Origin of the sequence: Streptomyces longispororuber, assembly GCF_024448165.1 — a bacterium.
Taxonomy (GTDB): Bacteria; Actinomycetota; Actinomycetes; order Streptomycetales; family Streptomycetaceae; genus Streptomyces; species Streptomyces longispororuber_A.
On sequence record NZ_JAMOLN010000123.1, the window covers coordinates 17,315 to 31,886 of the forward strand.

Annotated in this window: 15 protein-coding genes; 8 read left to right on the top strand and 7 right to left on the bottom strand. The window is 73.8% G+C overall.

Going from position 1 to position 14,572, the window contains the following annotated elements:
- Position 1: 1 nt before the first annotated feature.
- The gene (locus tag M4J07_RS29580; protein ID WP_255976592.1) at positions 2 to 1,057 is read right to left on the bottom strand and encodes a glycosyl hydrolase family 18 protein; all 1,056 of its coding nucleotides are present in this window, start codon (positions 1,055 to 1,057) and stop codon (positions 2 to 4) included.
- 71 nt (positions 1,058 to 1,128) lie between these two features.
- Here M4J07_RS29580 and M4J07_RS29585 point away from each other — a divergent pair, with 71 nt between their 5' ends.
- The gene (locus M4J07_RS29585) at positions 1,129 to 1,584 is read left to right on the top strand and encodes a type II toxin-antitoxin system PemK/MazF family toxin (RefSeq protein ID WP_255976594.1); all 456 of its coding nucleotides are present in this window, start codon (positions 1,129 to 1,131) and stop codon (positions 1,582 to 1,584) included.
- Between the two features lie 33 nt (positions 1,585 to 1,617).
- On the opposite strand, the gene M4J07_RS29590 is transcribed toward M4J07_RS29585, so the two are convergent.
- Positions 1,618 to 2,463: a TIGR02452 family protein gene (locus tag M4J07_RS29590; RefSeq protein ID WP_255976595.1), complete on the bottom strand. Its 846-nt coding sequence runs from the start codon at positions 2,461 to 2,463 to the stop codon at positions 1,618 to 1,620.
- A gap of 234 nt (positions 2,464 to 2,697) precedes the next feature.
- Here M4J07_RS29590 and egtA point away from each other — a divergent pair, with 234 nt between their 5' ends.
- The 4 genes from egtA to egtD are packed head-to-tail and all read left to right on the top strand — an operon-like array spanning position 2,698 to position 7,068.
- Complete coding sequence (egtA, locus tag M4J07_RS29595; RefSeq protein ID WP_255976597.1) at positions 2,698 to 3,993, top strand: ergothioneine biosynthesis glutamate--cysteine ligase EgtA; 1,296 nt, start codon at positions 2,698 to 2,700, stop codon at positions 3,991 to 3,993.
- Complete coding sequence (gene egtB, locus M4J07_RS29600) at positions 3,990 to 5,339, top strand: ergothioneine biosynthesis protein EgtB (protein WP_255976598.1); 1,350 nt, start codon at positions 3,990 to 3,992, stop codon at positions 5,337 to 5,339. The genes egtA and egtB overlap by 4 nt, the downstream gene beginning before the upstream one ends.
- Positions 5,339 to 6,094: an ergothioneine biosynthesis protein EgtC gene (gene egtC / locus M4J07_RS29605; protein ID WP_255976600.1), complete on the top strand. Its 756-nt coding sequence runs from the start codon at positions 5,339 to 5,341 to the stop codon at positions 6,092 to 6,094. Before egtB ends, egtC begins: the two co-directional genes overlap by 1 nt.
- Positions 6,091 to 7,068 carry an L-histidine N(alpha)-methyltransferase gene (gene egtD / locus M4J07_RS29610; RefSeq protein ID WP_255976601.1) on the top strand — a complete coding sequence of 326 codons (978 nt, stop codon included), beginning with the start codon at positions 6,091 to 6,093 and terminating at the stop codon, positions 7,066 to 7,068. Before egtC ends, egtD begins: the two co-directional genes overlap by 4 nt.
- Before the next feature lie 44 nt (positions 7,069 to 7,112).
- Here the strand turns inward: egtD and M4J07_RS29615 are convergent, their stop codons facing one another.
- Positions 7,113 to 8,396, bottom strand: a complete 1,284-nt coding sequence (locus M4J07_RS29615) for an extracellular solute-binding protein (RefSeq protein ID WP_255976603.1) — start codon at positions 8,394 to 8,396, stop codon at positions 7,113 to 7,115.
- A gap of 189 nt (positions 8,397 to 8,585) precedes the next feature.
- On the opposite strand from M4J07_RS29615, the gene M4J07_RS29620 reads away from it, so the two are divergent.
- Positions 8,586 to 8,801: a dodecin gene (locus M4J07_RS29620; RefSeq protein WP_255976604.1), complete on the top strand. Its 216-nt coding sequence runs from the start codon at positions 8,586 to 8,588 to the stop codon at positions 8,799 to 8,801.
- 13 nt (positions 8,802 to 8,814) lie between these two features.
- On the opposite strand, the gene M4J07_RS29625 is transcribed toward M4J07_RS29620, so the two are convergent.
- The gene (locus M4J07_RS29625; RefSeq protein ID WP_255976606.1) at positions 8,815 to 9,303 is read right to left on the bottom strand and encodes a phosphatase domain-containing protein; all 489 of its coding nucleotides are present in this window, start codon (positions 9,301 to 9,303) and stop codon (positions 8,815 to 8,817) included.
- 95 nt (positions 9,304 to 9,398) lie between these two features.
- Between M4J07_RS29625 and M4J07_RS29630 the strand changes: the two genes are divergently transcribed.
- The gene (locus M4J07_RS29630) at positions 9,399 to 10,415 is read left to right on the top strand and encodes an LLM class flavin-dependent oxidoreductase (RefSeq protein ID WP_255976608.1); all 1,017 of its coding nucleotides are present in this window, start codon (positions 9,399 to 9,401) and stop codon (positions 10,413 to 10,415) included.
- A gap of 3 nt (positions 10,416 to 10,418) precedes the next feature.
- Here M4J07_RS29630 and M4J07_RS29635 read toward each other — a convergent pair whose 3' ends face one another.
- The 3 genes from M4J07_RS29635 to M4J07_RS29645 form a co-directional block, all read right to left on the bottom strand.
- Positions 10,419 to 11,408, bottom strand: coding sequence for an alpha/beta hydrolase (locus tag M4J07_RS29635; RefSeq protein ID WP_255976610.1), 990 nt, complete (start codon positions 11,406 to 11,408; stop codon positions 10,419 to 10,421).
- 62 nt (positions 11,409 to 11,470) lie between these two features.
- Positions 11,471 to 13,066 (bottom strand): phosphodiester glycosidase family protein, encoded by a 1,596-nt coding sequence (locus M4J07_RS29640; protein WP_255976612.1) that lies wholly within the window; start codon positions 13,064 to 13,066, stop codon positions 11,471 to 11,473.
- A 133-nt stretch (positions 13,067 to 13,199) separates the two neighbouring features.
- Entirely contained in the window at positions 13,200 to 13,682 is a 483-nt protein-coding gene (locus M4J07_RS29645; RefSeq protein WP_255976614.1) for an RrF2 family transcriptional regulator, read from the bottom strand.
- A gap of 128 nt (positions 13,683 to 13,810) precedes the next feature.
- Here M4J07_RS29645 and M4J07_RS29650 point away from each other — a divergent pair, with 128 nt between their 5' ends.
- Entirely contained in the window at positions 13,811 to 14,551 is a 741-nt protein-coding gene (locus tag M4J07_RS29650; protein WP_255976616.1) for an SDR family oxidoreductase, read from the top strand.
- The last annotated feature ends 21 nt before the right edge of the window (positions 14,552 to 14,572 follow it).

The window sequence follows — 14,572 nt, forward strand, 5'->3', positions numbered from 1 at the left end:
TCTACTGGCCGTCCGCGAGTTGCCGCCATACGTCGGGGTCCTCGAAGTTCAGCGCCCACAGCACCGTGTTCCGCACCCCGTACGTGCGCAGCGCGGGGAGGTGGGCGGCGGTGCCGCGGGCGTCCTGGTACCAGACGGTGTGGCGGATTCTGCCCTCCTCGTACGTGAAGTGCGGGGTCCGGGAGGCCGGGTCGAGGGTGTAGGGCGCCTTGACCTTGCGGCGCAGCGCTTCCGCGTCCTTCCAGGTGACGTGGTGGGCGCGGTCCTTGCTGCCGACCACCCAGTCCCAGCCGTAGGCGGGCAGGCCCATCTCCAGCTTGGCGGGCGGGACCTGGGCGGTGGCGGTCGCCAGGATCTCGTCGTACCACTGCGGGGTGGCGATCGGTCCGGGTCCGCCTTCGGCGTGGTGCAGGTTGTAGGCCATGATGCGCATCCGGTCGGCGACGGCGCCCAGCGTGCGGTAGTCCCAGACGCGGCCCGTGGTGCGCGTCCTGGGGGTGACGGTGACGAAGCACTGCTTGTCCAGGGCGTGCAGGCGCGCGCACAGGTCGGTCACGAAGGTGGCGTAACCGGCGCGTACGGCGCGGTACTTGGCGTTTGGGGTCGGCGCGATGGTCTCGTAGTCGAGGTCGAGTCCGTCGTAGGCGCGGCTACGGACGACGGCGAGCAGCGCCTCGATGTGTTCGGCGCGGCGCCCGGGGCTGGTCAGGACGGCCGCGAGGGCGCCGGGCCGCAGTTGTTCCATGACGGTCGGGACGACCTGGATGCCCTTCGCGTGCAGCCCGTCGACGATGCGGCGTTCGCCCGCGCCGGGCAGTCCGGTGACGCGGGTCGCGGACTTCGTCTCGTACCAGAAGGGGCTGATGGTGCGGATCTGTTCGGCGTGCGCGAGCGCGTTGCGGTAGGCGGCCTCCTGGTCCCAGTACGGCAGCCAGGCCGAAACCGTGCGCGGCGGTGGCGCCCCCGCGCGGCCGGGGACGGCGGCGGTCGCGGTCGTCGTGGCGAGCAGAACGGCCAGGGCGGACAGGGCGCTTCGGGTTATTCGTCGTCGTGCCATGTGCCGAGCGTGGAGCGGGTCCGGCGCACCCGCCGCGCGGATTGGGCCGTCCAGGCTCTAACGTGACCCGCGTGACTGCCTTTACGGATGACCACGCATACGACCACCCCGGCCGCACCGGCGCGACGGCGACGGTGGAGGCCGAGCCGCACCAGGTGGGCCGGGTGCGCACCGAGTACGCGCCCGCGCACGACGGCGACCCGGACCCCGGCGAGATCGTCTGGACCTGGGTGCCCTTCGAGGAGAACGACGGCCGGGGCAAGGACCGGCCGGTGCTCGTCGTCGCCCGTGAGGCGGCCGGCACGCTGCTCGCCGTGCAGCTGTCCAGCAAGCGGCACGACCGCGACCGCGAGTGGGTGGCGCTCGGCTCGGGCCCCTGGGACCGGGACGGCCGTGACTCGTGGGTGGACCTGGACCGGGTGCTGCGCGTCCACGAGAACGGGATGCGCCGCGAGGCGTGCGCGCTGGACCGCGGCCGGTTCAACACCGTGGTGCTGCGGCTGCGGGAGCGCTACGGCTGGCGCTGAGCCGGACGGCTCACCGCCCCCGGCGCCGCCCGCTCACGCCCCGCCGACGACCCGCTCGAAGGCCGTGCGCGTGGCCGCGTCGCGGGTGCGGTCGAGGACGGCGAAGACGACCTGGTCGAAGTGGCCGCGGAAACGGCCCAGGAGCAGGGCGCGGAACGCCTCGGCGACGTCGGCCGGGTCGTTGCGGAACACGCCGCAGCCCCACGCGCCGAGGACCAGCCGCCGGTAGCCCTCCGCGGCCGCGACCTCCAGCACCCGCTCGGCGCGGGCGGCCAGCGCGGCGGGTATCGCGTGGACCCGCTCCGGGGTGGTGCGCGCGATCACGCCCGCGTTCGGCGCGGGCGAGGTCAGGAAGCCCACCTCGTACGGCTCGTCGAGCAGACGGCCGCGGTCGTCCCGGAACACCGGCACTCCCGGCGCGTGGATGACGCGGTCGCTGTAGAACACGTCCCGGTCGGCGCGGTGGTGGGCGTAGAACTCCGGGACCTCGGTCAGGCACGTGTACAGCGCGGAGGAGCGGCAGACGGCCTCCTCCTGCGCCTGCGCGCCGTTCAGGTACCCGCCGCCCGGGTTCCGTGCCGACGCGAAGTTCAGGACCGCGACCGGCCCGGGCCCGCGGGCCGTGAGGCGGCGTGCCGCGTCGAGGCTGCTCTCCCCCGTGACCTCGACGGACGGGCCCGCGGACGGCGTCGCGGCGGCGGCCCCGGCGGACGTCGTGGCGGGCACCTCCACCGGGTCGGGGCCGTACATCCGCGTGCCCGCCCTGGCCCGTGCCACCGCGTCGCGGATCGGGACGGTGCGGCCGTTTCCGGCCACGTACTCCCCCGCCCCGACGATCTTCTCCGTGCTCTGCGCGATCTCGCGCAGGCGGGCGCTCACGCCCGCTCCCCCGTCGTGCTCATGAATTCATCGTGTGCGCCCGGTGACCGCGCGGGCAACAGGTTTTCGCCCCGCCGAACCTGACCCGAAGAACGCCATGGGCACTCTTGTGCGATCCGGCTCGACCGTCTTGGGTGGGACGGGCGTCGCGAGAAACGGCCCGACCCGGGCCGAATCGACGCCAGGGTCCCCACCAGGGACCATGGGATGCGTGAGGACCAGGAGGATCCCGGTATGAGCGAGGGAGACTGTACGGCGCCCGGTGACCTGGTCACCGAGGCGGAGGTGGAGGCCCTGGTACGGGGCATCTGCTTCAAGACGGGCCCGCCCCGCACGGTGGGTGTGGAGCTGGAGTGGTTCGTTCACGAGCCGCGTCCGACTCCCTGGGCCCCGTTACGGCCCGAACGACTCGACGCGGCCTATGTCGCACTGCGCGCCCTGCCTCTGAGCTCGGCGCTCACCGTGGAACCCGGCGGACAGCTGGAGCTGAGTTCGCTCCCCGCCGCCACGCTGACGGAATGCGTCTCGGCCATGACGGCCGATCTGACCGCCGTCCGCACGGCACTGAGCCGCCACGGGCTCGTCCTCTCCGGCCACGGCACCGATCCGTGGCGCCCCCCGCGCCGGGTGCTCCACCAGCCCCGCTACGACGCCCTGGAAGCCTCGCTCGACCGGGCCGGGCCCGCCGGGCGTTCCATGATGTGCTCGTCGGCGTCGGTGCAGGTGTGCCTGGACGCGGGGCACGAGGAGCCGGGCCCGCTCGGGCACGGGCGGCGCTGGCTGCTCGCCCACCTGCTGGGCGCGGTGCTGGTCGCGGCGTTCGCCAACTCACCGATGCTGGGCGGCCGTCCGACCGGCTGGCGGTCGACGCGGCAGGTGCTGTGGGAGCGGATCGACTCGGGGCGTTCGGGCGCACCGCCGCTCGACGCGGAGCCGCGTACGGCCTGGGCCCGGCACGTCCTGGACGCGCCGGTGATGTGCGTGCGCACGCCGAGCGGTCCCTGGCAGGTGCCGGACGGGCTGACCTTCCGGGAGTGGGTGCGCACGGGCGCGCCGCGCCCGCCGACCCGGTCCGACCTCGACTACCACCTGACGACGCTGTTCCCGCCGGTGCGGCCGCGCGGCCACCTCGAACTCCGCATGATCGACGCCCAGCCCGGCGACGACGGGTGGCTGGTGCCGCTCGCCGTGACGACGGCGCTGTTCGACGATCCGGAGGCCGCGGAGACCGCGTACCGGGCCGTGAAGCCGCTGGCCGAGCGGGCGGGCCCGCTGCCCGCGCCGCACAACGCGCTGTGGCGGGAGGCGGCCCGGGCGGGCCTCACCGATCCGGAGCTGCGGGAGGCCGCCACCGTCTGCTTCACGGCGGCCCTCGACGCGCTGCCCAGGCTCGGCGCGGGCCCCGACGTCCGGCGGGCGGTCGCGGATTTCACGCACCGCTACGTCGTACGGGGCCGCTGCCCCGCCGACGACGTGCTCGACCGGCTCCACGCACCCGAACCCGCCCAGGGGAGGACCGTCCGCTCATGACCACCGAGGAGAACGTCACCACGGATCCGGAGACGCTGCGCCGGCGCGCCGTCGAGGCCCTGGAGACGGCGCGGCGCCGCACGACGCTGCTGACGAGCTGTGTCGACGAGGCCGAACTGACCGCGCAGCACTCGCCGTTGATGTCGCCGCTGGTGTGGGACCTGGCGCACATCGGCAACCAGGAGGAGCAGTGGCTGCTGCGGGCGGTCGCGGGCCGGGAGGCGATGCGGCCGGAGATCGACCCGCTGTACGACGCGTTCGAGCACCCGCGCGCCGAACGTCCGCGGCTGCCGCTGCTCGCACCGGCCGAGGCCCGTGGCTACGCGGCCGAGGTGCGCGGCCGGGCGCTCGACGTGCTGGAGAAGACGCCGTTCGAGGCGGACGGGGCGGCGCTGCTGACCCGCTCGGGGTTCGCCTTCGGAATGATCGCGCAGCACGAACAGCAGCACGACGAGACGATGCTGATCACCCATCAGCTCAGGAAGGGGGCCGCGGCGCTCACCGCGCCCGACCCGGAACCGCTGGACGAGCCCTTCCGGGGCCCGGCCGACGTCCTCGTCCCCGGCGGGCCGTTCACGATGGGCACGACGGCGGAGCCGTGGGCCCTGGACAACGAACGCCCGGCGCACGCCCGCCTGGTGCCGCCGTTCCGCATCGACACGACGCCGGTGACGAACGCGGCGTACCTGGAGTTCATCGCGGACGGCGGCTACCGGCAGCAGCGCTGGTGGGCGCCCGAGGGCTGGGCGATGGTCCGCGACCACGACCTGGCGGCGCCGCTGTTCTGGCGGCGCGAGGCGGGCCAGTGGCTGCGCAGGCGCTTCGGGGTGACGGAGCCGGTGCCGCCGGACGAGCCGGTCCTGCACGTCAGCTGGTACGAGGCAGACGCCTACGCCCGCTGGGCGGGCCGCCGGCTGCCGACCGAGGCCGAGTGGGAGAAGGCGGCCCGCTTCGACCCGGCGTCGGGTCGCACGATGCGCTTCCCGTGGGGCGATGCCGACCCGACGCCGAGCCGGGCGAACCTGGGACAGCGGCATCTGCGCCCGGCCCCGGCCGGCAGCTACCCGATGGGCGAGTCCCCGCTCGGCGTACGGCAGTTGATCGGTGACGTGTGGGAGTGGACGGCCAGCGACTTCCTGCCCTACCCGGGCTTCGTGGCGTATCCCTACCGCGAGTACTCGGAGGTCTTCTTCGGGTCCGACCACAAGGTGCTGCGCGGCGGTTCGTTCGCGGTGGACGAGGTGGCCTGCCGGGGCACGTTCCGCAACTGGGACTACCCGATCCGCCGGCAGATCTTCGCCGGCTTCCGCACGGCGTGCGACGCCGCGCCGCAGGAGGGTTCCTGATGTGCCGTCACCTGGCCTATCTGGGGCCTCCTGTGCCGCTCGGCGAGGTCGTCGACGCGCCGCCGCACAGCCTGTTCCGGCAGTCGTGGGAGCCGCGGCGGCAGCGGCACGGCACGGTCAACGCCGATGGTTTCGGGGTGGGCTGGTACGCGGACGGGGACCCGGTCCCCGCCCGGTACCGGCGCGCCGTGCCCATCTGGGGCGACCAGGCGTACGCGGACCTGGCCCGGGTCGTCCGCTCGGGCGCGCTGCTCGCGGCGGTCCGGGACGCGACGCTCGCGGGCGCCGACGGGGAGGCCGCGGCCGCCCCGTACGCGTCCGGGCCCTGGCTGTTCAGCCACAACGGGGCGGTGCCGGGCTGGCCGCGCTCCCTCACGTCGCTGGCGCACACGCTGCCCGCGGCCGACCTCCTCGCCATGGAGGCGCGCTGCGACGCCGCGTTCCTGTGGGCGCTCGTCCTGCACCGGCTGCGGGCGGGCGACGACGAGGCGCAGGCGCTGGCCGACACGGTCGTGGAGGTCGCCGAGGCGGCGCCCGGCGCGCGCCTCAACTTCCTCCTCACCAACGGCGAGACGATCACCGCGACCGCCTGGGGCGACACCCTTTGGTACCTCGCCGAGCCCGGCCGCCGCACCGTCGTCGCCTCCGAGCCGTACGACGACGATCCGTACTGGACCGAGGTGCCCGACCGCACGCTGCTCGCGGCCAGCCGCACCGACGTCCTGCTGACCCCGCTCAAGGAGCCGTCCGCGTGAGCACGAACCCCCCTTTTCAGCTGACCCGCACCCTGCCCGAGGACGCGACGGACGCCGCGCTGCGGTCCGACGTCCTGCACGGGCTGACCCGTTCGCCCAAGACGCTGCCGCCGAAGTGGTTCTACGACGCGCGCGGCAGTGAACTCTTCGACGAGATCACGACGTTGGAGGAGTACTACCCGACCCGGGCCGAGCGGGAGATCCTCGTCGCGCGCGCCCCGGAGATCGCCGCGGCGACCGGGGCCCGCACCCTGGTCGAGCTCGGCTCGGGCTCGTCCGACAAGACCCGCCACCTGCTGGAGTCCTTCGCGGACCTGGCGGCGTACGTCCCGGTGGACGTGAGCGAGAGCGCGCTGCGGGGCGCGGCCAGGACCCTGCGGGCCGAGCATCCGGGGCTCGCCGTGCACGCGCTGGTCGCCGACTTCACCCGCGGCCTCGACCTGCCCGCGACGCCCGGGCCGCGGCTGGTGGCGTTCCTCGGCGGCACGATCGGCAATCTGCTGCCGGACGAGCGCGCGGCGTTCCTGAAGGCCGTGCGGGAGCTGCTGTCCCCCGGTGACTTCCTCCTGCTCGGCACCGACCTGGTGAAGGACGAGTCGACGCTGATCGCGGCGTACGACGACGCGGCGGGCGTCACCGCCGCGTTCAACAAGAACGTGCTGTCGGTGGTGAACCGGGAGCTGGGCGCCGACTTCGACCCCGGCGCGTTCGAGCACGTCGCCCTGTGGGACCCGCGGGAGGAGTGGATCGAGATGCGGCTGCGCTCCACCGTGCCGCAGACGGTGAAGATCCCGGCGCTGGACCTCGCGGTCGACTTCGAGGCGGGCGAGGAGCTGCGCACGGAGGTGTCGGCGAAGTTCCGCCAGGAGCGGGTGCGCGAGGAACTCGGCGCGGCCGGCCTCGAGTTGACGCGGTGGTGGACGGACGAGGCGGGCAGGTTCGCCCTGTCGCTGAGCACGCCCGCCACCGCATAGACGCGTAGTCGGCCGGGACGACCGGCCTGCCGGCCGGCCGGGCGTCACTCCCCGCTCTCGTCCAGCCGCTCGGTGATCGTGCGGGACGCCTTCTTCGCCGCGGTGGCCGGGTCCGCGCCGGACAACACCTGGGACATGTACGCCTTGATGGGGTTGTCGGCGGCCTCCACCGTGGCCCACAGGGGCGAGGCGGGGGTCGCCTTGCCGTGGGCGGCGCCGACGGCCATCGCGGCGACGCCCGGCTCACCGGCCACGGCGTTCGCGAGGGTCGTCTTGTTCGGCACGTAGTTCATGGTCCTGGCCAGCTCGGTGTTCCACTTCTCGCCGGCCAGGGCCTTGACCACGGCGACGGCGCTCGCCCGGTCGCCGGTGTTCGCGGGGATGACCAGGTCGGAGCCGCCGGTGAAGACCGATCCGGCGCGGTTGGCCGTCTTGCCGGGGATGGGGAAGAACCCCAGCTTCCCCTTGAGTGCGGGGTTCTTCTTGACGATCCGCTGCGCGGTGCCCGGCGTCGAGATGATCTGGCCGATGTCCCCGCGGGCGAACTGGTCGGCCTGCGAGGGGTGTTCCTCGTCGGCGTTCCGCGGACCCTGCCCGAGCGCCTGGAGGCGGCGGTAGAAGTCCATGCCGCGCAACGCCTCGGGGGTGTCGAGGGCGCCGGTCCAGGTGCCCGCCGACTCGTGCGCGAGCTCGCCGCCCTCGTCCCAGATGAATCCGGACAGGGTGTACCAGTCCTGTCCGGCGAGGTAGATGCCCTGCCGGCCGTCGGAGTCGAGGCGCCGGGTCAGGTCGAGCCACTCGTCGCGGGTGGTGGGCGGGTTCTTGATGCCCGCCGCGGCGAAGAGGTCCTTGTTGTAGATGACCACTCGGTTGGCGGCGTACCAGGGGATGCCGAACTGGCGGGCGTGGTCGACGCCTGGCTCGGCGAGTCCGGGCAGCCAGTCCTCCATGCCGAGGTCCCGTGCGGACTCCAGGGACAGGTCGAGCAGTCCGCCCCCGTCGACGTACTGCGGCACCTGGGTGTTGCCGACCTCGATGACGTCCGGGCCGCCGTCGCCGCCGTCCTTGTCGTCGAGGGCCTTGGTGACCTTCTCGCCGATGCCGGTCCAGTCCTGGATGCGGATGTCGAGGGTGATGTCGGTGTGCTCGGCCTCGTACGCCTTCGTGAAGCGCTTCAGGAAGGCGTCGGAGGCGCTGTCCCGCATCAGCCACACGGTGACCGTGCGACGGCCCGGTTCATCACCCGGCAGGGCTCCGCACGCCGTGAGGAGCGTGCCGGACACGACGGCGAGGGAACAGAGGGACAGCACGGCACGGCGGGAGCTCACGGGGGGTCACTTTCTGCCTGCGGACAGGGAGGGTCGGCCCGACGTGGGGGAAGAGCGCGCTGCTCGTACCGGGTGTTGCTGGATTTTGGTATGTACCAATGCGCGGGTCAAGAGTTACCGGGAAGTAAGTCCCGCCCCACGGATCACCGCCCCCTCGCGGATCCCACCGCCCTGCGGCACCGTGGAAGCATGTCGAACCACACGTATCGCGTCACCGAGATCGTCGGCACCTCGCACGAGGGCGTCGACCAGGCGATCCGCAACGGCATCGCGCGCGCCTCGCAGACCCTGCGCAACCTCGACTGGTTCGAGGTCACCCAGGTCAGGGGCCAGATCGTCGACGGGGAGGTCGAGCACTACCAGGTGGGCCTGAAGGTCGGCTTCCGCCTCGACGAGGGCGACTGACCGCCCGGACCCCTCAGGTCCGGCCGTCGCGTTCCTGCGCGTCCTTCAGCGCCGCCGACGCGCTCGCCCAGCGGGCCCGTACGACGCGGAACCCGGCGCGCTCCGCCTCGTCGCAGACGAGTTCGTCGTCGTCGACGAGCATGCGCAGCTCCCGGCCGCGCGTGATCCGGCGCAGCACGTCCAGCTTGGTGCGCCGGGCCGGCCTGCGGTCGTCGTTGCGCCGCATGTGCAGCCGCCCCTGCGGCAGCTCCTGCGCGGCGAGCCAGGCCACGGTGTCCGCCCGGCACCGCTCGGGCCGCCCGGTCAGATACACGACCTCGCACTCCTCGGCGCTGCCCCGGGCGAGCGCGATGCCCTCGGCGAGCGGCGGATCGTCCGGCGCGGCGGCGAAGAAGGCGTCCCAGCCCCGGGGCCGCGCCTCCAGGAAGTGCTGGCGGTGCGCGGTGTCGGCGAGGGTCCCGTCGAGATCGAAGACGGCGAGAGGAAGTCTGTCGTGAGCCACGCGGCCCACCTTAAGGAGATCTCCCCGGCCGGGCGCCCCGAAGGGGTGCGCCGGCCCCGGGAATCCCGGCGGAGCGCTTCCGCGTTGAACACTGCGTGACCACCGTGATCGAAGAGACCCGCTTCTCCGTCCTGGACCGCTCCCGCACCCGCGAGTCCCACCCGGCCCCCGAGGCCCTGCGGGACACCGTCGCGCTCGCCCAGGACCTGGAGCGCCTCGGGTACCACCGGGTCTGGGTCTCGGAGCACCACGGTGTCCCGGGCGTCGCCGGGTCGGCCCCGACCGTCCTCGCGGCGGCCGTCGCGGCCGCGACCCGGAGCATCCGCGTCGGCACCGGCGGCGTCATGCTGCCCAACCACCAACCCCTGGTCGTGGCCGAGCAGTTCGGGGTCCTGGAGTCGCTGTTCCCGGGGCGGATCGACATGGGCCTCGGCCGCTCGGTCGGCTTCACGGACGGCGTCCGCCGGGCGCTGGGCCGGGACAAGGACGTGGCCGACGACTTCGCCGGCCAGCTCGACGAACTGCTGGCGTACTTCACGGGCTCCGACGGCGCGTCGCCGACCCGCGTCCACGCCCGCCCCACCGAGGGCCTGACCGTGGCGCCGTTCGTGCTCGCGATGGGCGAGGGCGCCTCGATCGCCGCCCGCGCGGGCCTGCCGATGGTCATCGGCGACTTCCGCGGCCGGGAGAGGATGCTGCGCGGCATCGACCGGTACCGCGCCCAGTTCCGCCCGTCCGCGTGGGCCGACGAGCCGTACGTGATGATCTCCGGGACCGTCGCGGTCGCGGGCAGCGAGCCGGAGGCGCGCCGTCTCCTCGTCCCGGAGGCCTGGTCGATGGCGCACTCCCGCACGCACGGCACCTTCCCGCCGCTGCCGCCGGCCGAGCGCGTCGCGGGCCTCGACATGACCGCGAAGGAGCGCGAACTCTACGAGTCCGGTCTGCGCGGTCACATCGTCGGCACGGAGCAGCAGGTCACGGACGAGTTGGAGGCCGTGATCAAGGAGAGCGGCGCCCAGGAGGTGCTGGTCACGACCAGTACGTACGACCGCGAGGGCCTCCTGGAGTCGTTCCGGCGGCTGGCCAGGATCGCGCGGCTGACCCCGGCCTGACGCTCAGGCCACCTTCAGCGCCCTGAGCAGCATCGGCAGCGAGGCGTGCAACTCCCGCTGCCAGTAGGCCCATCCGTGCGTCCCGGGCCCGTAGAAGTTCGTGGTGACGTGCCGGGCCCCGACGCGGTCGAGTTCGGCGGCGAGCGCCTGGTTCTGCCGGTTGAAGTCGGCTTCGAGGGCGCTGGTGACGCCCGGCGCGTCGAGCGGCCCCGTGGTGCCGTCGCCGCACGAGAGGTACACGGGCAGCGACTTGAGCCGCTTCGCCAGGTGGTACGGGTCGTGCGCCGCCCAGATGTCGCGCTGTGCGACGGGGTCGCCCCAGACGCGCCGCGGGTCGTCGCCCTGGCCCGCGAAGAAGCCCATGATGCGGTTCACCGACTCGTCGTTCAGGAGCGGGTGCACGGAGCCGGAGTACGCGGCGGTCGCCTTGAACATGCCCGGGTGCCGGGCCGCGTACAGGAGCGCGCCCTGGCCGCCCATGGACAGTCCGGCCACGACCCGGCGGCTGCCCGCGCCCCAGTCGCTCTCCAGGAGACGGCGCAGCTCCTGGGTGTGGAAGGTCTCCCAGGCCGGGTCGCCGCCCGCGCCGTTGTTCCACCAGTCGCTGTACCAGCCGTTCCAGCCCGCCTCCGGCATGACCACGAGGACGTCGCGCAGGCTCTCGATGCCGGCGACGTCGGTGCGGCTCGTCCACGAGGTGTAGTCGCCGCAGCAGCCGTGCAGCAGCCACAGCGTCGGCCAGCGCCGGCCGCGGTCGTCCGGGTCCCAGCCGTCGGGCGTGAGCAGCCGGACGTTCACGGTCCGGCCCCCGAGCGCCGCCGACCGCACGCCCAGGTCGACCTGACGGCCGGTCACCTGGGTGACGGAGACGACCTCGGCGCCCGGCTTCGCGACCGGGGCGGCGAGGGCCGCCGGGGCCGGCGCCAGGGTGACCAGCAGGGCGGCGAGAACGAGCAGCAGGGATCTGACGCGGCGGGCGGTGGCGACGGTCATGGCGGCTCCCGTGGTGCGGCGGTCGGGCGACGGACGGGGGTGGAGCTCGGCAGTGAGTGGGGTCAGGGAAGGACCAACAGGGCGTCTCCTACGGGGCGTTCACCGGCCGCGTCCGACGGGTCGTTGATGACCTGTCCGTCGGCGACCATGGTGGTGGAGCCGCCGCCGTCCAGGTTGATCGCGTCCCGCAGGCCCAGCGCCCTGGCGACCGCGGCGCTCTCCGGGATGCTGAGCCCGAGCGCGTTCGTGGCCCGGCCGTCGGCGGTGACGAGCACGGTGCGTCCGGCGGCGTCCACCCCGGCGAGGGTGCGCGGATTCCGCTTGTGGACCCAGCCGTAGGAGAAGCTCGGGTTGTCCGGCTGGACCATCCCGTCGGCGGCCGGGGTGACGTGCAGGCGTCCGTCGCGGACGAGTTCGGGGCCGCCGTTGACGATGTCGGTGCCGGGCGAGGTGGCGACCCGGTGGCCCTTCGCGTCGGTCAACCCGCTCTGGATTCGCAGCGGTTGACCGACCCGGGCGAGCCCCTTCAGCTGGTCGGCGTACGTCCCGGTCGCCTGGACGGAACGGCCGCCCGCCGGCAGCGGCCCGCCGCGCGGCGTGCGCACCTCGGTGACCCGGCCGCGGCTGTCCAGGACGGCCTCGGCGCCGTCGCCCGCCGGTGTCGAGGCGCCGAACTCGGGTGTGAAGGCGACGAGTTCGTCGGGGTCGGTGCAGGTCGTGTCGTGCAGCGGGGCCGCGGTCGGGCTGTCGTCGGCGGTGCCTCCGCAGTTCCGGATCAGGCCGGGCACGCGGTTGATGCCGTCCAGCGGCAGCGACGCGTTCCGGGCGGTGACCCGGCCCTGCCAGGTGAACCGGGTGACCTCGCTGCGCCGCCCGGAGTCGTGGACCACCAGGGCGGGGCGGCCGTTCACGGGTTCGCTCAGCAACCGACCGTCGTAGACGCCGGTGCCGGCCGGGTCGCCGGGGGCGCCCGCGCGCGGGTCGAGCACGAAGAACCCGGCGTTGACCGCCGCGGTGGCGCCCGCCGCGCCCGCGAGCGCGCTGGTCGTCTCGCGGTTCTCCAGATCGGGTCCGTACGAGGCGGTGAGCGTGCCGCGGAACCGCTTCGGGTCGATGGTGAGCACGTCGATCCGCCAGGGGCCGCGGTCCGTGGCGTCGCCGTCCCATCCGGTGTAGACGGCGGATCCGGTGTATCCGGCCGTCCGCAGCCGGGTGCGTTCGGCGGTCGCGGCGGCCTCCGAGCCGAAGCTGCCGACGCGGACCCGCCAGCCGAGCGTGCCGCCCGGGTCGTCGGCGGTCGCGGCGGTGGTGACCTCCTCGGACCGTGCGGTGAAGCCGTCGCCCGTCAGCTCGTCGACCAGTTCCGCGGCGCTCACCCGGTCCTTGAGGGCCGTCGGCGGCGCGTCCGGGTCCGGGGAGCCGGCCCCACCGGGGATGGAGACCTCCACGGTCCAGGCCATCGCCGGGGCGTCGGCGCCGCGCACGATGCGGGTGAGGGTGACGCCGGGCTGCAGCGTCCGCGTCGTCCGCGTCTCGGTCAGGTCGGCGGCCCCCAGGGGAAGGCCGTGCCGCTCCGTCGACGACGCCGGTGCCGGCACCGCGCTCACCAGGGCGAGAACGGACAGCACCGCTCCCGCGCCGAACAGTCTGCTGTTCACTTGCCCCCCACTGGACGGAATCGGCCCCAGCAACGGTGCGCGGGGGCCCGACCACCCGTCAAGGCATGTGCACATCATTCACTCGGCGGCCACGCACCGGAAACCGTGCCCCGGGCTGTACCCGGTCCCCCGGTCAGCCTTCGTCGCCGCCGAGCCAGGCACCGACGCCGGTCAGCGCGCCCGGCCCGTTGTCCCGCTCCACCGAGTCCCGGAGGTCCGCGACGGTGACGCCCGCGAGCGAGGCCCGCCAGGCGGCGTCGGCGGCGCCCATCACCCGGGCGATGCCGCAGGGCTTCCCGCACTTCTCGGGCGGGGTCGCGAGCGGGCCGCGCTGCCGGATCTCGGTGCACACGAAGGCGGGCGTCGCCCCGTCGACCGCCTGCACCACGTCGAGGACCGATATCTCGGCGGCCTCCCTGGTCAGCACGTACCCGCCCGTCTTGCCCTGGACGGAGCGGACCAGCCCGGCCCGGGACAGCGCCTGCATCTGCTTGGCCAGATAGCTGGGCGAGACGTCGTGCAGCTGGGCCAGCCGGGCGGCAGGGACCGGCTCGGTCGCCGCCGTGAGCACCACGCAGCAGTGCAGCGCCCACTCCACGCCACCGGACAGTTTCATGCGCCCTCCCGTTCGCCCTCCCGTTTGACTCGGACACAGACTATCCGAGTATTATCTCGGACATCAGATATCCGAGTTTGCGACCGGGACGGCCGGCCGGCACTCGGCCCCCACGAAAGGACACGGCCATGAGGTTCACCGTCATCGGCGGCACCGGCCTGATCGGCTCCCAGCTCGTCGACACCCTGCGCACCTCGGGCCACGAGGTGCTCCCCGTCTCCCTGTCGACCGGCGTCGACCTGCTCACCAGCGAGGGCCTCGACGGGGCACTGGAGGGCGCGGACACGGTGGTCAACGTGACGAACTCGCCGACGTTCGACCAGGACTCCCCCGCGTTCTTCCGCACCACCATGGGGAACCTGCTGGCGGCGGGCGACCGGGCGGGGGTGCGCCACCAGGTGATCCTGTCCATCGTCGGCGTCGACCAGGTGCCGCAGCTGGACTACTACCGGGCCAAGACGCTCCAGGAGGAGCTGCTGCGCCAGGGCCCCACCCCGTACTCGATCGTGCGCGCCACCCAGTTCTTCGAGTTCATGGAACCGACCATGTCCTGGACGTCCGACGAGCGGACCGTCCGGCTGCCCGCCACCCGGATCCAGCCGATCGCCACCGCCGACGTGGTCGCGGCGCTCGCCGACGTGGCGACCGCCCCGCCGCTCGACGGCATCCTCGACGTGGCGGGCCCCGACGTCTTCACGCTCGACGAGCTGGGCCGCCGCACGCTGGCCGCCCGCAAGGACGACCGCACCGTCGTCACCGATCCGTCGGCAGGCCTGTTCGCGGCCGTCACCGGCGACGAGCTCATCGCGGGCCCCGAGGCGCGCCTGGCCCCCACCCACTACGCCGACTGGCTCGCCACCCCGCGCTGAGCGCGGCCCGTGGTCCTGGAA